The following is a 14,979-nucleotide window of genomic DNA, read 5'->3' as shown; positions in this document are numbered from 1 at the left end:
GGAAAAACATCGATTCTTCGCCGAGGTCCGCAAGTGGTCAAATAGATAGAAAAGCTGAATTCATATAAATTTCATATGCTCAATCGCCGAGAGCTCACCCTGCTGCGCGCCATGTACCAGTGCACCACCGTGACCGCCGCCGCCCAGGCGGTGCACATGAGCCAGCCTGCCGCCAGCGCCCTGCTCCGTGACATGGAGACTCGTGTCGGCTTTGCCTTGTTTCGACGCGACAACCGCCGGCTCCACCTCACCGCCCAGGGCCGGGCCATGATTCCGGAGGTGCTGCATGCACTGACCGGCATGGAAGCCGTCGATCGCCTGGCCTCCCAGATCCGCGACGGGGTCAACGACCGGCTGGTGGTCGGCGCGGTGGCGGTCACCGCGTCCATGCTGCTGCCGCCCGCACTGGTGGAAGTGCGCGGGGACTATCCCGACGTGAAATTCTCGGTGCGTACCGGCTCGGGGCTGGACATCGTGGAGATGGCGGTCGACCACCGCATCGACATCGGGGTGGTGATCGGCTCTTCCATTCCCGACGAACGCGTACACCAGGAGCAGATCGCGCCGGTGAGCCTGCACGCCGTCCTGAGACCGGACCACCCCCTGGCCCGCACCCGCCGCCTGAGCCTGGAGGCGGTGGCGGCCGCCGGACTCATCGTGCTGTCCACCTCCTTGCCCGCCGGCGCGGCGACCCGGCAGGCCCTGCTGCGGGCAGGATGGGAATATGAGCCGGTCATGGAAGTGGGGCAGTCGTTCACCGCTTGCGAAATGGCCCGCCAGGGGCTCGGCATCGCCATCGTGGAGACCCTGGGTGCGCGCTATGCGCAGCGCCAGGGCTTGATCGCCAAACGACTGATGACCGTGGAGGACATGGCGATCAGCCTGGTCGCTCCGCGGGACCGGCCCCTGCACGGCGCAGGTCTGGGATTGAAGCAGGCATTGGTGAATGCCATGCGGGGCTGATGGACCTGTGCGCGCGTCCGGCCTGCGGTGGGCCAGGCACGATGCCAGCCGAAGGTCGTCCGGTCGACCGTACCTAGATGGTGATTCCGCCGTCGATCGCGTAGTTCTGCCCCGTGACGAAACTCGCCTCGTCGCTGGCCAGAAACACCACCAGCGGCGCGATTTCCTCGGCCGTGGCCAACCGGCCCAGGGGCTGGCGCGCGACGAAGGCCTGCCGGGCCTTCGCCGGATCAGCCTGGCTGGCGATGCGATCACCCAGCGACGGTGTATCCACGGTGCCCGGCGAGATGCTGTTGCAGCGCACGCCCGACGCCACGAAATCGGCCGCGACCGACTTGGTCAGGCCGATCACCGCCGCCTTGCTGGCGCCGTACACGCAGCGTCCCGGCAGGCCCTTGAGGCTGCTGGCGACGCTGGCCATGTTGACGATGCTGCCCCGCCCGGCCGCGACCATGCGCGGCAGCACGGCCTGCATGGCCCAGAACTGCGAGCGCACGTTGAGGTTCATGGCGAAATCCCAGTCGTCGTCGGTGGCCTGCAGCACCGTGCCGCCGTGTACCACGCCGGCGCAGTTGAACAGCACGTCCACCCTGTCCAGCGCACCGAAGAATCCGGTGATCGCGCCGTGGTCCATCACGTCGAGCTTCGCCGTGCGCACGCCCTCTATCCGCTCCAGCGTGGCCAGGGTGTCGGTCCGGAGGTCGGTGGCCCAGACCTCGGCGCCCGCTTGCGCCATTGCCAGCGCGGTGGCCCGGCCGATGCCCTGCCCGGCCGCCGTCACGACCGCGATTTTTCCGGCGAGCCGTTGCGTCATTTCTTCAGTTCCAGCTTGGGTACCAGTTCGGCGTAGAACGCCCGGTCGTGGTCGATGGTCTTCTGGAACGCGGCCGCGTCGGCATACGACCAGCCCAGGTTGGCTCGGGTCAGCGCCTCGCGGAACACCGGGTCGTCGGCCGCCTTGGCCGCCACCTCGCTGAGCGTGGCGACGATGTCGGCGGGCGTGGTCTTGGGCACGGCCAGGCCGCGCCACACACCCACCGACAGGTCGATGCCACGCTCCTTGAGCGTGGGCACCTTCTCGAACATGCCGCCGACACGCTGGTCGGACATGACCGCCAGCGTGCGCAACTTGCCCGCCGCCACATGCTGGGCCACTTCGCCGGGGCTGACGGTGATCGCGTCGACATGGCCACCCAGCAGGGCCACCACGGCGGGCGCCGCGCCCAGAAAGGGCACATGGTTCACCGGCAAACCGATCTTCTCGGAAAAAGCCGCCGCCGCCATGTGCCAGATGGAGCCCGAGCCGGCATTGGCGATGGACACCGGGTCCTTGCGCTTGCGCGCGTCGGCGATGAACTCCTCGACCGTCTGCCAGGGAGCATCGGCCCTCACCGACAGGGCCGAGGGGTCCGCGTTGAGCCGCGCGATCGGTCGCAGGTCGCCCGCCGTGTACTTGGTGATCCCCATGTTGGGGATGATCGTGATCTCGCAGATGATGATGCCGATCTTGTAGCCGTCGGGCCGGGCCGTGATGAGTTCGGCCGTACCGATCGCACCGCTGGCGCCGGGCTTGTTCACCACCACCATCGGTTGCTGCGGCAGGTACTTCTTGGCGGCCTCGGCGAACGACCGGCCCACCAGGTCGGTGCCGCCCCCGGCGGCCACCGGCACGATCAGCTCGATCGGCTTGTTGGGATAGTCGGAGGCCTGGGCGGAAGCGAGGCCGCCGAGGGCCATCGCACAGGCCGAGGCGATGGCCTGGCGTCTGGTGGTTTTCATGCTGTTGTCTCGTTTCTGTTCTCGTTGAAAACGGATGGCTCAGTAAGTCGCCCTGCCCCCGGACAGGTCGAACACCGCGCCGGTGGTGAAGGAGTTCTCGGCGGACACCAGCCAGGCGACCATGGCGGCGATCTCGTCGACCTCGACGAAGCGCGCACGGGGAATCTTCGACAGCATGTAGTCGATGTGCTGCTGCGACATCTGCTCGAAGATCTTGGTGCGCGCCGCCGCCGGCGTGATGGCGTTGACGGCCACGTCGTGCGCTGCCGTTTCCTTGCCGAGACTCTTGGTCAGCGCGATCACGCCCGCCTTCGACGCGCTGTAGGCGGAGGCGTTGGGATTGCCTTCCTTGCCGGCGATGGAGGCGATGTTGACCACCCGTCCGTAGCCGCGCGCCACCATGCCGGGCACCACCGCCTTGTTCACGTGGAAGGCGCCGTCGAGGTTGACCGCCAGCACGCGTTTCCATTCGGCCAGCGGATAGTCGGCCACCGGCAGGTTGGCGCCGGCGATGCCGGCGCTGTGGACCAGCATGGCGATGGCGCCGGACCGCGCTTGCGTCTGGCCGACGGCGGCCTCGACCTGGGCAAAGTCGGTCACATCGACCTGGACGCCGGTCACCGTATCGCTGCCGAGGGCGGCCTTGGCCGCGGTGATGGCGGCCCCGTCGGCGTCCCACAGGCAGACCTGGGCGCCGCCCGCGAGCAGGCGCCTGGCGATGGCGAATCCGATGCCTTGCGCACCGCCGGTCACGACCGCCGTGCGGCCTTCGTAGTCGTACTGGATCATGGCGGCTCCGCTCAGGCGTCCACGGTCTTCTGCTGCTGCTCGCCCAGGCCCTGGATGCCCAGGCGCATGGTCTGGCCGGCACGCAGGTAGACCGCCTGCGGCTTGATACCCATGCCGACGCCCGGCGGCGTGCCTGTGGAGATCACGTCGCCCGGATGCAGCGTCATGAAGCGGCTGAGGTAGGACACCAGCTGCGGCACGTTGAAGATCATCGTGCGGGTGTTGCCGTTCTGGTAGCGCTTGCCATCGACCTCCAGCCACATGTCCAGGGCGTGCGGATCGGGGATTTCGTCGGTGGTCACCAGCCAGGGGCCGGTGGGGCCGAAGGTGTCGCAACCCTTGCCCTTGTCCCAGGTGCCGCCGCGCTCGAGCTGGTAGTTGCGCTCGGACACGTCGTTGACCACGCAATAGCCGGCCACGTATTGCAGCGCGTCGGCTTCCTCGACATAGCTGGCGACACTGCCGATGACGACCCCCAGCTCGACCTCCCAGTCGGTCTTTTCCGAGCCGCGCGGAATCTTCACGTCGTCGTGGGGGCCGACCACCGCCGAGGTCCATTTGTTGAAGACGATGGGTTCGGCGGGAATCGGCATGTTGGATTCGGCGGCGTGGTCGGCGTAGTTGAGCCCGATGCAGACGAACTTGCCGATATTGCCCACGCAGGCGCCGATGCGCGGCGAGCCGGGCACCGCCGGCAAGCTGGAAGGATCGATGGCGGCGAGCCGCTTCAGTTCGTCCGGCGCCAGCACGGCGCCTGCAATATCGCCTACATGGGCTGACAGATCCCGCAGGGTACCGGTGGCGTCGAGCAGGCCGGGGCGTTCCTGGCCGACCGGACCAAAACGTAGCAACTTCATGAACATGTCTCCTTTTGGGCAAATTCTCGAGGCCGCCTCGCTTGCTGCATAGTGAGAGCTTCACATGGGGTAATAGCTTTCAGGAATCACCGTGATACCCAGCCTTTCCTCGATCACTTCGCGGCTGCGCTTTCGCCAGCTGGGCCTGCTGGTGGCGCTGGAGGAATGCGGCAGCGTGCACCGCGCCGCCGAGCGGCTGGGCATGACCCAGCCCGGCCTGACCAAGGCCCTGCGCGAAGTCGAGTCCACCTTCGGCTCCGAACTGTTCGTGCGCACCAACCAGGGGGTTTATCCCAATGAACTGGGCCAGTGCCTCATTCGGCACGCCCGGCTGATGGACGCCGACCTGGGCCACCTGCGCGAGGAAATGAACGGCGTGCTGCGCGGCAGCGGCGGCCGGGTCGCGGTGGGATCCATCACCGGTGCGCTGCATTCGGTGCTGATCGACGCGGTCTCCGAACTGCGCCGGCTGCAGCCGGCGCTGGCCATCGAGATCAGGGAAAGCACCAGCCTCGAACTGCTCGAAGCGGTGAACGAAGGCCGGCTGGACGTCGCCATCGGCCGCACCACCGTGACGAGCAACGTCGAACAGTTCGACTACGAGCCGCTGATGGACGAGGCGGTGTCGGTAGCCGTGGGACCGCGCCACGCCCTGGCCCGCGCCAGGCGGGTGACCTTGCCGCAGCTGGCCCGGTACCGCTGGGTTTTCTATCCCGGCAACATGCCCTTGCGCAAGCTGCTCGAGCGGGAGTTCCGCCAGGCCGGGCTCGATCTGCCGCCCTACCCCATCGAGACATCGTCATCGCTGGTGACCATGCTCATGCTCAAGGACGATCCCAAGCTGGTGGCATTGGTGGCCTCCGCCACCATGGATTTTTGCGAGGAACACGGCATTGCTCGCCGCTTGCCGCTCACCATCGAATCACGCCACGAGGCCTTCGGCATCGTCACCCGTCGCGGCGCCCGGCTATCGCCGGCCGCCGACATGCTGGTCAGTTGCCTGCGCAAGGCGGCCAGCAAGAGCGCCGTGACCGCCTGAGCCTCTTGCTGCACGCTCATTCGCTGCCTGCAGGGTAAGCGCGATAACCGAATGGAATGACCCAGGCTATCCCTGGGGCGTCGACCTCGACGAAGTGGCACGGAATCGGTCCGCCATCTATCGCTTCAAGAGTCGCAGTCCTTGCGCCAAGGTTTGCTTCTTCTTCCAATACCCGGCCCATGGGTCTTCTTTCTGAAAGCTCAGGTATTCGCGCGCGGTGGCGATGGTCCACTGGGACCCGCTTTTGAGCGCACCGAGCTGCTCCCAGCTGACCGGCATGGACACGCCGAGCCCGGGCCTGGAGCGCGCGGAAAACGCGCATGCCGTCGTCTGGCCGTGCCCGTTGCGCAGGTAGTCGATGAAAATTTTTCCCACGCGGTTCGCGCCGCCCATCACCGCCACGAATTTGGACGGGATGACCCTGGCCATGTGCTGAACCACGGCTTGCGAGAAGGCCTTGACGTCGTCGTACTGCATCTTCGGCGTGATCGGCACAACGACGTGCAGGCCCTTGCCACCGCTGGTCTTGAGCCAGCTCTCCAGCCCCAGTTCGGTCAGCATCACCCGGGTGAGCTGAGCCGCCTCCTGCAGCATCGGCCAGGTCACGCCTTCGCCCGGGTCGAGGTCGAGAATGAAGCGGTCGGGTCGGTCGATACGGGATGCCGTCGCGTTCCAGGTATGGAACTCGACCACGTTCATCTGGGCTGCGGAAGCGAGTGCCTCCACGGATTCCACGGCGAGCAGGGCCGTGTGGCCGGGCCAGAGCTCGGCGTCCAGCTCGCGCACGCCCGGCATTCGGTGTTCGAGGTGCTTCTGAAAGAAGAGCTGGCCCGCGATGCCCGAAGGTGCCCGCACCAGCGAAGTCGGCCGGTTCTTCAGGTGCGGGAGCATGAACTCCGCGATGCTCTCGTAGTAATGCACCAGGTCGATTTTTCGCAGGCCGGTGGAGGCATCGATGACCCGCTCGGGATTGGAAACCTTGACCGTGCTGGCTTTGGGTTTTGTTGGCGGCGCCGTTTTCGACGCGGGCATGGCCTGGGGCTGTTCCCGCACGACGAGCGCCGCCGGCTTGTCCGTCCGTATCCCACGGAACACCGGGTGGCGCACATGCTTGTCGGGAGTCCATTCCGTGAATGCGATCTCCACCACGACCGTTGGCTCGACCCAGCGCTCCGTGCCGGCCTTGCGTTTCGTCCATCGCCCGGGCTGGAGCTCGGCGGGGTTCAGCGCGGGCTTGTCGATCTGCAGCCCGGACAGCTTGCGATGGAGGTCCTGTCCGGTCGCGGAACCCCAGCCAGTGCCCACCGACCCCGCGTAGCGAAGTTCGCCAGCCTCGTGGTAGCCGAGGAGAAGCCCGCCCACCTCCTTCGCCCCGCCCGATCGGTCGGTGAAGCCAACCACCACGAACTCCTGCCGGTGCTGGCATTTCAACTTCATCCAGGAGTCGGTCCGGCCGGAGCTGTAGGGCGCATCCGCGCGCTTGACCATGACACCCTCGAGCCCCATCCTGCAAGCCGCGCCCAGCAGCTGTGCGGGCTGGACTTCGAACGACTGGCTGAACCGCACGAGCTCGCTTTCGCGCTCCTCGAACAGGTCCCGCAGGAGGGCGCGGCGGCTGGCCAGGGGGACCGCACGCAGGTCCATCTCACCGAAGAACGGCACATCGAAAACGAACATCACGATGTCCCGCGCCTTCGCGCCATCCATGGCGTTCTGCAGCGCGTTGAAGTCGGGCAGGCCGGCGTCGTCGAGCACCACGATTTCGCCGTCCAGCCATGCTTGCTCGATGCCCATCGCGGCGATGGCAGCGGCCAGCGCCTGGAGCTTGTCGGTCCAGTCGTTACCGTTGCGGGTGAACAGGCGCACGGCGCCATTTCGGATGCGTGCCAGAAGCCGGTATCCGTCGAACTTGGTCTCGATCACCCAATGCCCGTCCGGCACGGACGACACCAGGGTGGCGAGTTGTGGTGCGAGCGTGCTCGGGAAGTCGGCCGCCCGGGCCAGCCTCATCGCATCGGCGCTGTCGGGCCGGGCGTCTTTCGAAGGGCGTGCGCCTGGTTCGCGCGGTTCGCGTGCCTCCACCAGGCCGAGCGGCTTGTCGACGACGCTGTCCGGCAGCGCGGTGATGACGTTGTATTGCGCGATCGGTCTGGCCCAGGCGTCGCCCTTCTTCTTGAAGAGCATCCACTGGTCCTGCTTCTTCTCGCCGGGTTTGGAGATGCGGACCAGCTCCCAGAGGCCCGCGAGCTTCTGCCCATGCAGTTTGAAAAGCACTTTTCCGACGCGCATGCCCTCCCGGGGGTCACCGACAGGCTCCCAGGTCCCACGGTCCCAGACGATGACGGTGCCGCCCCCATATTCGCCCTTGGGAATGTTTCCCTCGAACTCGTTGTAGGAGATGGGATGGTCTTCCACCTGAATGGCCATCGACTTCGTGGCCGGGTCGAAGGACGGTCCCTTGGGCACCGCCCAGGACAGCATCACGCCGTCGAGTTCGAGACGAAAGTCGTAGTGCAGGCGAGAGGCCCAGTGCTTCTGGACGACGAAGATCAGGGCGTCGCCGGGTTTTTCGGGCAAGACGCCGGCGGGCTCAGCCGTTTTTTTGAAATCCCGCTTGGCGTTGTACCGCGCCAGCGGTACGGGCGTTTCCAGCGGCGGGTTGCCTGCCTTCGCCGCCGTGGCGGCCGGCACCGTCGCGGCCTTCCTGCGTCTGGCGGCTTTACCGGGCGCTGACAGCTCGGCCCAGACCGGTGCATGGTCGCTCGATCCTTCCTTGCCGCGCTCCTGCCGGTCGACACCGGCGTCGAGCACCTTCCAGCCGGCGCTGGTCAGGATGTGATCGATGCGCAAGCCGGCATTGCGTTCCCATCGCTTGCGCCGGTAGTCCCAGAAGGTGAAGAGCGGTGCATCGGGATGCGCCGCGGCCAGTGCATCGGTCCAGCCCTGCGCCAGGATGTCGGTAAAGGCCTGGCGCGCTTGCGGCTGCAGCAGCGCGTTGTCGCGCCACGTGTCGGGCTTGTAGATGTCGGCATCGGTGGGAACGACGTTCCAGTCACCCAGCAGGACCACCGGGCTGCCGGAATCCCACAGTTGCCGAGCTCGCCGCTGCATTCGCTCGAACCAGGCCAGCTTGTATTCGAACTTGGGTCCGGGCCACGGATTGCCATTGGGCAGGTAGAGGCACGCATACAGCACGCCGTTGATGGCGGCCTCCAGATAGCGCGCCTCCTTGTCCGCCGCGTCGCCGGAAAGCGCGGTGACGACGGGCAGCGGCTCGTGCCCTCGGCTGAGCAGCGCGACCCCGTTCCACGCCTTCTGACCCACGACCAGCGCACGGTAGCCCGCCGCTTCGATTGCCTGCAGCGGAAACTGCGCGGTGGGCGCCTTCAGCTCTTGCAGCGCGAGAACGTCGGGCTGAAAGCGGTGGAGCCAGTCGACCAGCAGATCGATCCGCTTGTTGACGTTGTTGATGTTCCAGGTAGCGACGCGCACGGCATCAGCGCTTTTGGTCTTTCCAATGCGCCTCCACCGCGGCCGCCCGGTTGCCGACTGCTCTCGCCGCGGCGCGGCGTTCGTCGGCGCTGAAACCGAACTTCGTCGACCGGTCGCGGACCTCGTAGTCCTCGCTCAGGCTGATGCGGTCGCGGTCCTGGCCGCCGGTCATGCGCTTGTCGTCCGACATATCGTCTCCCGCCGGGTTGCGTTGTCTAAGCTGCTTTTTTCTGGGGCGCTGCCTTCTTGGCCGCCGGCTCGGAAGCCGCCTTTTTAGAGGCCGCCTTTCTGGAAGCCGGCTTGGCGGCCGGCTTCGCAGCCGCCTTCGAACCGCCCTTCAGGCTTCGCTGGAGCAGTTCGGTCAGGTCGAGAACATCGGCGGATTTCGGTGCCTCTTCCTCGGGCTGCAGCACGGTTTTGGCTTCACCGGCCTTGGCCTTTTTCTCGACGAGCTTCATGACCTGGATGCGGAACTCATCCTTGAAGTCGTCAGGATTCCAGGACCCCGACATCTCCCCGACGAGCTGCTTGGCCATTTTCATTTCGGCCGCACTCACACCCCTGGATCCGGCGGCGGGAAGTTCCAGCGAGTCGAGCGTCTTGACTTCGTCGCCCCACCGCAGCAGGTTGAGCACCAGCGCGGGGCCGGACGGCACCAGCGCGGCCAGGTGCTGCTTGGTCGCGATGACGACCTTGGCGAGCCCGATTTTTCCGGTGGCGATGAGCGTCTCGCGGAGCAAGGCGTAGACCTTGTCGCTCTTGTTCACCGGCGCGACGAAATACGGTCGCTCCAGGAAGATGAACGGCAACTCGGTCGCATCGATGAAGCGCTCGATCTGAATCGTCTGCGTGGTCTTGGGAAAGACGGCTTCGATTTCTTCCGGACTGATCACCACGTACTGGTCGTCGTCGAGCTTCACGCCCTTCACGATGTCGTCCTTGTCGATTTCCTTGCCGGTCTTCTTGTTGACGCGCTTGTAGCCGACCGGGTCCATCGACCGTTTGTCGAGCCAGTCGAAATCCACACCTTGCGCGGAAGCTGCGGTGTGCAAGCCGACGGGAATGTGGACGAGGCCGAACGTGATGGCGCCCTTCCAGAGAGTTCTGCTTCCACCTGTAGCCATGTCGACTTCCCTGCTCCGGGACCATCCCGGCGTTGCCGGCCAGTGTGGGTGTCGTTTGCGCCATGGCTGTAAAACGCCCGTAACGTTTTGATGGGCGTCTCGCCCGCCGAGCTCATACCGTGGGGCGATGACCGCCGCCCCATCGACCCTGCGCCCGATCGCCATCCACGTGGAGGAGTCCGAAGACCGGCATTACCACTGGGTGCTGAGCGAGCGCCGGCATGGCGAGGTTTGGCAGGAGCTCGACCGATCCTCGAAGTCCTTCGCTACCTTTCATGAAGCAATGGCCGCTGGCCTGGTCGCGCTGGAGCAGTTGGTGGACGATCTCGATCTGGGGCCGCGCTCTCGACCGGCGGCCAAGGCCGGAACCAGGGGCCGCGACAGCGCCTCGCCCGATGAGGATGCCGGTCACGACACCGGATCGGCTCGTCAGGGCGCGGACGAGCGAAAGTCGCTCTTCGGTTTTGGGCCGGTCCGGTGATTCGGCGAGCCCGCCGCCCCTGCCGACGCACTCCTGGCGCTCGGCCGAAAGCAGATTTCATCGCGCTCTCGGCGCTGCCGGGAAGGCCCGCAGGTCGACCCGCTCGAAACAAAAACGCCGGCCTGAGCCGGCGTATTCGTCTGGAAGTGCCCCGTCAACGGTTGTCCTTCAATCGCCCGTCGTGCGCCGGGTCGGTTACCCGGCCCTGGCCGTTGCTGGCGTGCGTTCCGCTGCCGCTACCCGGCTGGTTTTTGGCAACGCTTGCCCGGTCAGCGCCCGTCGCTTCGCGTGCATTGGCTGTGCCACCATCGCGGTTTTCTTTCAGCCGGCCATCGGATGCGTCCTTGACCGCACCTTGTCCGTGACTCGCTTGGGCACGACTGGCACTGTTGTCCGTGGTGCCGTGATTTTCTTTCAGGCGCCCATCGTGAGCCGGGTCCGTCACACGGCCTTGGCCATGGTTGGTAGCGCCGGAGTTCTGCTTGCTGTTGTTAGCCATGAATGTCCTTTGGATGAAGGTTCTGGGTGACGTGCCGCCTCGCTTTGCGCTGGCACGTCGTCATGGTGCGCTTGCTGATTTCGGGGCTGTTTCCATAAGTAGGCCGTATCGGCGGAGCGCTATTGAGGGCAAGCGCTTCGCTGCAGCCACTCTCGGCAACATGTCGAGGTGTTTGTTGACATTTGTCCAGCTGACAATGCTTGCATGCATCCAGGTCCAGCATGCTTTTACAAGCCTCCCCAGCGGGTTGGTTTTCTTTTTGCCTTGTCATGCAGCGTGCTCCTGCTGCCGGCTTGTCGCGACGCGCAAAGCGTGCAGGACGCCCACGCCGCGGTCGAGCGGCAGGCGGCCGATCGCCTGGCCGGCGCGCGTTGTGTCGGCGCCCACGCCACCGATGCGCAAAAGGCCGACATCGCCCGTCTGCTCGTCGTCGACAGCCTTGCGCCGCGAGGCAGCCTTCCGCCCTGGCTCCCCTCCGGCTTCGTGACGCCCGAAGGCGGCGGCGACGGCGCGGAGGTCTGGAATGCCCTTGCCGGGCGCTGCCCCGGGGCACCGACGTTCGGCACGCCTTTCGGCTTTCCGTCGGCCGACATCGAGAAGGCACTCCGCCAGGATCCGGCCTTCGCCGAGGCGGCCGACCGGTATTGGGCGCAGGTCGAACAATATCGACATCAGCCGCCGAACGCGACCCGATAGCCCCCGAGGCCGGCGCCGTCGATGGCGCAGGCAACGGGCTGCGTTTTTTTGCCGCGGCATCCCGGCTCAGGACCTGGCGGCCGCCGGACGGAGCATCTGCTGCACCAGCGGATGCATCACCTTGCGCTCGGTGCTGATCGCGTAGTAGTGCTCCTGCACACCCTCACAGGCGCCGATCAGCCGGACCTGGCTGCGCTTGAGCAGTTCGTCGGCGACCGTCATCGCCGCCGGAAAAATGCCCAGGCCGGTGCTGCCGAAGGTTTCGAGCAAGGCGCTGTCCTCGATCTCGCCAACCACCTTCGGCCGCAGGCCCTTCTGGTGCAGCCAGCGGTCGAGCTGGCCGCGCACGACCGAGTGCGATGTCGGCAGCAAGACCGGCACGTCGCGCATCGACTGCGGAAAACCCTCATGCGCCACCGCCCACCATTTTTCCGAGCCGTACCAGCCGATGTCGGACGTGCCCAGCGAATGGCTGTGAACCCGGAGCTGCGCGTTCGGCGGCGCCGGGTGGTCCGTCAGCACCACGTCGAGCTTGTGCAGGACCAGGTCAGCCAGCAGGTCGGCCATTTCGCCGTCGTCGCAGACCAGCCGCAGATGCGGCACGCCGAGCACCGGCTGCAGCAGGCGCTGCACTTCGAGCTTGGGCAGGCCGTCGGCAATGCCCACCGCCAGGCGCGCCGCCGGCGCCTGGGCGGCGGCGAGCACCTGTTCGGGTAGCGCCTGCGAAAGCTGGAAGATCTGTTCGGCCTGCTGCATCGCGATGGTGCCGGCTTCGGTCAGCGCCAAGCCTCTGCCGGCGGGCCGCAGGAGCTGGCAGCCCAGGTCGCGCTCCAGCTCGCGCACTTGCGCACTGACGGTCTGCACCGCCATGTCCAGCGTTTCGGCAGCGCGCGACATGCTGCCTTCCTTGGCGACCACCCAGAAGTAATACAGGTGACGATGGTTGAAGGCTTGGCTCATGTTCTGGTTTTTCAGGAACTACGTTCTCATATCTTCTTCTTTTTTCGATTCGTCACAAGCCTTAAGTTCTGGCTTCGACCGGCCTGCCGGTTTCTTTCGTCAACTCAAGGACACCCAACACCATGCGCACTTCTTCCTACATTCGTTCCACCGCCGCCGCGGTGATGGCTGTGACCGTCGTGTCTTTGGCGCTCCCCACGGTGGCGCATGCCAAGCGCATGGGCGGCGGCAAGTCGTCGGCCTCGAGCTTCAGTCGCGCGCCTGCCAAGCCGGCCCCGACCGCTGCCCAGACGCCGGCCAAACCGGCTGCCCCGGCCGCCCCGGCCGCCACCACCGCAGCCCCCGCCGCTGCAGCCCCTGCCGTGCCGGCCGCCGCAGCGCCATCGCGCCCTGGCCTGGGCTCGACCCTGGGCGCCGCCGTCGTCGGCGGCGCCGTCGGCTCCATGGCCGGCAGCGCACTGGCCGGCGGCATGTCTTCGGACAAGGACGCCGCCCACGCCAGGCAGGCCGAAGCCGCAGCGGCCGAAAAGGAAGCCCAGGAACTGCAGCAGAAGGCGGACGCGGCCAAGGCGAAGGCCGACGCCGCCCGCGCTGCGGCCAAGTAAGAAAACCGGCAGCCGGACCCGATCCAACCCCGAGCAGGTGACCTCCATGAACGACAACATTCAGACCTACGACGGCCGCTCGCCCGCTGCCGTCACCGCCGGCCGCAACGAAGTCCTGCGCAATACCTATTGGCTGCTGGCCCTGTCCATGGTGCCGACCGTGCTGGGGGCCTGGGTGGGCGTGGCCACCGGCATGGCCGCGGCCCTGTCGCCCGGCATCGGCCTGGTGCTGTTCCTGGGTGGCGCCTTCGGCTTCATGTTCGCCATCGAGAAGACCAAGGACTCGGCCACCGGCGTGTTCGTGCTGCTGGCCTTCACCTTCTTCATGGGGCTGATGCTGTCGCGCCTGGTCGGCAGCGTGCTGGGCCTGAGCAACGGCGCCGAACTCATCATGACGGCGTTCGCCGGCACCGGCGCGATCTTCCTCGGCATGGCCAGCCTGTCGTCGGTCATCAAGCGCGACCTGTCGGCCATGGGCAAGTGGCTCTTCGTCGGGGCGCTCCTGATCCTGGTGGCCGGCATCGCCAACATCTTCGTGCAGTCGAGCGCGCTGATGATCACGATCGCGGTGCTGATGGTCGGCGTCTTCACGGCTTTCATCCTGCACGACCTCAAGCGCGTGAAGGACGGCCTGGAAACCAACTACATCACCGCGACGCTGGGCGTCTACCTGAGCCTGTTCAATGTGTTCCAGGCGCTACTCGCCCTGCTCGGCATCGGCGGAGGACGTGACGAATGACGCCATCCGAAACCCGCGCGGTCCTGGGCCTGAGCCTGCTGGCCGCTTTCGTCGACGGCGACAAGCACGAACGTGAGCGCGCCGAGATCAAGCGGATCGCCGAAGGCCTGTCCGGCGATGCCGGGCTGAACCTGCCCTCGCTCTACCAGGATGTGCTGATGAAGCGGGTCTCGCTCGCCACGGTCGCGCGCGACCTGCAGGGCGCCGACGCGCGCCAGCTGGCCTACGAGATGGCGGTCTGCGTCTGCGACGCCGACGGAACCCAGTCGGACACCGAGCGCGCCTTCCTCGACGAGGCACGCGCTGCGCTCCAGCTTTCCGCGTCCACCACCGCGGACTTCGTCCGGCAGGCAGACGCGGTGGCCGAGGCTCCGCTGGCGCCGGCCCGCGCGGCAGCGACGCCCGTCGGCGCTGCCGCCTCGGCGGCCGGCGACGACGCCATGCGCGATCGCAGCATTCTCAACGCCGCCATCCTCAACGGCGCCCTGGAGCTCCTGCCCGAGTCGCTCTCCACCATGGCCATCATTCCGCTGCAGATGAAGCTGGTCTACGGAATCGGAAAGTTCTACGGATACGAGCTCGATCGCGGGCACATCAAGGACTTTCTCGCCACCATCGGCGTCGGCCTCACGTCGCAGTACCTGGAACAGGCCGGCCGCAAGCTGCTCGGCGGCCTGCTGGGCAAGGTCGGCGGCGGGCTGCTGCGCGGCCTGGGCAACCAGGCCGTCAGTTCGGGGATGAGCTTCGCGAGCACCTATGCCCTGGGACATGTGGCCAAGCGCTATTACGCCGGCGGCCGAACGCTGTCGACCGAGGCGCTGAAGGAGACCTACGCCGCCGTCACCCAGCAGGCCCGGGGCATGCAGTCGCAGTACCTGCCGGCCATGCAGGAAAAGGCGCGAACGCTCGATGCCGGGAAGGTTCTGGCGCTGGTGCGCGGCGGCTGATCGGCGCGG

At 66.6% G+C, this 14,979-nt stretch carries 16 protein-coding genes; 7 read left to right on the top strand and 9 right to left on the bottom strand.

The features are described from left to right. Positions 1–75 precede the first annotated feature (75 nt). On the top strand, positions 76–963 hold the full coding sequence (locus tag R9X41_RS06695) for a LysR family transcriptional regulator (RefSeq protein ID WP_318634104.1): 888 nt from the start codon (positions 76–78) through the stop codon (positions 961–963). 73 nt (positions 964–1,036) lie between these two features. Here R9X41_RS06695 and R9X41_RS06690 read toward each other — a convergent pair whose 3' ends face one another. The 4 genes from R9X41_RS06690 to R9X41_RS06675 are packed head-to-tail and all read right to left on the bottom strand — an operon-like array spanning position 1,037 to position 4,388. Continuing rightward, on the bottom strand, positions 1,037–1,777 hold the full coding sequence (locus R9X41_RS06690; protein WP_318634103.1) for an SDR family oxidoreductase: 741 nt from the start codon (positions 1,775–1,777) through the stop codon (positions 1,037–1,039). Next, positions 1,774–2,742 (bottom strand): Bug family tripartite tricarboxylate transporter substrate binding protein, encoded by a 969-nt coding sequence (locus tag R9X41_RS06685; protein ID WP_318634102.1) that lies wholly within the window; start codon positions 2,740–2,742, stop codon positions 1,774–1,776. The genes R9X41_RS06690 and R9X41_RS06685 overlap by 4 nt, the downstream gene beginning before the upstream one ends. A gap of 39 nt (positions 2,743–2,781) precedes the next feature. Continuing rightward, positions 2,782–3,531, bottom strand: coding sequence for an SDR family oxidoreductase (locus R9X41_RS06680; protein WP_318634101.1), 750 nt, complete (start codon positions 3,529–3,531; stop codon positions 2,782–2,784). An 11-nt stretch (positions 3,532–3,542) separates the two neighbouring features. Next, positions 3,543–4,388 (bottom strand): ureidoglycolate lyase, encoded by an 846-nt coding sequence (locus R9X41_RS06675; protein ID WP_318634100.1) that lies wholly within the window; start codon positions 4,386–4,388, stop codon positions 3,543–3,545. A 91-nt stretch (positions 4,389–4,479) separates the two neighbouring features. On the opposite strand from R9X41_RS06675, the gene R9X41_RS06670 reads away from it, so the two are divergent. Continuing rightward, a complete protein-coding gene (locus R9X41_RS06670) occupies positions 4,480–5,427 on the top strand; it encodes a LysR family transcriptional regulator (protein ID WP_318634099.1) in 948 nt (315 codons plus the stop codon). Between the two features lie 117 nt (positions 5,428–5,544). Here the strand turns inward: R9X41_RS06670 and ligD are convergent, their stop codons facing one another. From ligD to R9X41_RS06655, 3 genes are read right to left on the bottom strand one after another with little or no spacing between them, the layout of a single operon-like run. Beyond that, a complete protein-coding gene (gene ligD / locus R9X41_RS06665) occupies positions 5,545–8,919 on the bottom strand; it encodes a DNA ligase D (RefSeq protein ID WP_318634098.1) in 3,375 nt (1,124 codons plus the stop codon). 4 nt (positions 8,920–8,923) lie between these two features. Further along, positions 8,924–9,109, bottom strand: a complete 186-nt coding sequence (locus R9X41_RS06660; protein WP_318634097.1) for a DUF3606 domain-containing protein — start codon at positions 9,107–9,109, stop codon at positions 8,924–8,926. 25 nt (positions 9,110–9,134) lie between these two features. Continuing rightward, a complete protein-coding gene (locus R9X41_RS06655) occupies positions 9,135–10,043 on the bottom strand; it encodes a non-homologous end joining protein Ku (RefSeq protein WP_318635165.1) in 909 nt (302 codons plus the stop codon). A 169-nt stretch (positions 10,044–10,212) separates the two neighbouring features. Here R9X41_RS06655 and R9X41_RS06650 point away from each other — a divergent pair, with 169 nt between their 5' ends. Continuing rightward, positions 10,213–10,524 carry a hypothetical protein gene (locus R9X41_RS06650; RefSeq protein ID WP_318634096.1) on the top strand — a complete coding sequence of 104 codons (312 nt, stop codon included), beginning with the start codon at positions 10,213–10,215 and terminating at the stop codon, positions 10,522–10,524. Positions 10,525–10,678: 154 nt separating this feature from the next. Here the strand turns inward: R9X41_RS06650 and R9X41_RS06645 are convergent, their stop codons facing one another. Beyond that, the gene (locus tag R9X41_RS06645; protein ID WP_318634095.1) at positions 10,679–11,023 is read right to left on the bottom strand and encodes a hypothetical protein; all 345 of its coding nucleotides are present in this window, start codon (positions 11,021–11,023) and stop codon (positions 10,679–10,681) included. Between the two features lie 276 nt (positions 11,024–11,299). On the opposite strand from R9X41_RS06645, the gene R9X41_RS06640 reads away from it, so the two are divergent. After that, complete coding sequence (locus R9X41_RS06640; RefSeq protein WP_318634094.1) at positions 11,300–11,719, top strand: hypothetical protein; 420 nt, start codon at positions 11,300–11,302, stop codon at positions 11,717–11,719. 66 nt (positions 11,720–11,785) lie between these two features. Here the strand turns inward: R9X41_RS06640 and R9X41_RS06635 are convergent, their stop codons facing one another. Then, entirely contained in the window at positions 11,786–12,679 is an 894-nt protein-coding gene (locus R9X41_RS06635; protein ID WP_318634093.1) for a LysR family transcriptional regulator, read from the bottom strand. A gap of 122 nt (positions 12,680–12,801) precedes the next feature. Here R9X41_RS06635 and R9X41_RS06630 point away from each other — a divergent pair, with 122 nt between their 5' ends. Genes R9X41_RS06630 through R9X41_RS06620 form a run of 3 tightly spaced genes read left to right on the top strand, consistent with a single transcriptional unit; the run spans position 12,802 to position 14,970 of the window. Then, positions 12,802–13,284, top strand: a complete 483-nt coding sequence (locus R9X41_RS06630; protein WP_318634092.1) for an ABC transporter substrate-binding protein — start codon at positions 12,802–12,804, stop codon at positions 13,282–13,284. A gap of 46 nt (positions 13,285–13,330) precedes the next feature. Next, a complete protein-coding gene (locus R9X41_RS06625) occupies positions 13,331–14,023 on the top strand; it encodes a Bax inhibitor-1 family protein (RefSeq protein WP_318634091.1) in 693 nt (230 codons plus the stop codon). Then, a complete protein-coding gene (locus tag R9X41_RS06620; protein ID WP_318634090.1) occupies positions 14,020–14,970 on the top strand; it encodes a YcjF family protein in 951 nt (316 codons plus the stop codon). The genes R9X41_RS06625 and R9X41_RS06620 overlap by 4 nt, the downstream gene beginning before the upstream one ends. Positions 14,971–14,979 lie beyond the last annotated feature (9 nt).

It is taken from the genome of Xylophilus sp. GOD-11R (genome assembly GCF_033546935.1).
Lineage (GTDB): Bacteria > Pseudomonadota > Gammaproteobacteria > Burkholderiales > Burkholderiaceae_C > Xylophilus.
Note: the sequence above shows the minus strand (reverse complement) of the source record. Positions and strands in the feature narration are given on the sequence as shown.

Bases quoted from the DNA above. Each gene is read 5' to 3' on its own strand.
- R9X41_RS06695 (WP_318634104.1), top strand. From the start codon at position 76: ATGCTCAATCGCCGAGAGCTCACCCTGCTGCGCGCCATGTACCAGTGC.
- R9X41_RS06690 (WP_318634103.1), bottom strand. From the start codon at position 1,777: ATGACGCAACGGCTCGCCGGAAAAATCGCGGTCGTGACGGCGGCCGGG.
- R9X41_RS06685 (WP_318634102.1), bottom strand. From the start codon at position 2,742: ATGAAAACCACCAGACGCCAGGCCATCGCCTCGGCCTGTGCGATGGCC.
- R9X41_RS06680 (WP_318634101.1), bottom strand. From the start codon at position 3,531: ATGATCCAGTACGACTACGAAGGCCGCACGGCGGTCGTGACCGGCGGT.
- R9X41_RS06675 (WP_318634100.1), bottom strand. From the start codon at position 4,388: ATGAAGTTGCTACGTTTTGGTCCGGTCGGCCAGGAACGCCCCGGCCTG.
- R9X41_RS06660 (WP_318634097.1), bottom strand. From the start codon at position 9,109: ATGTCGGACGACAAGCGCATGACCGGCGGCCAGGACCGCGACCGCATC.
- R9X41_RS06655 (WP_318635165.1), bottom strand. From the start codon at position 10,043: ATGGCTACAGGTGGAAGCAGAACTCTCTGGAAGGGCGCCATCACGTTC.
- R9X41_RS06645 (WP_318634095.1), bottom strand. From the start codon at position 11,023: ATGGCTAACAACAGCAAGCAGAACTCCGGCGCTACCAACCATGGCCAA.
- R9X41_RS06635 (WP_318634093.1), bottom strand. From the start codon at position 12,679: ATGAGCCAAGCCTTCAACCATCGTCACCTGTATTACTTCTGGGTGGTC.
- R9X41_RS06630 (WP_318634092.1), top strand. From the start codon at position 12,802: ATGCGCACTTCTTCCTACATTCGTTCCACCGCCGCCGCGGTGATGGCT.
- R9X41_RS06625 (WP_318634091.1), top strand. From the start codon at position 13,331: ATGAACGACAACATTCAGACCTACGACGGCCGCTCGCCCGCTGCCGTC.
- R9X41_RS06620 (WP_318634090.1), top strand. From the start codon at position 14,020: ATGACGCCATCCGAAACCCGCGCGGTCCTGGGCCTGAGCCTGCTGGCC.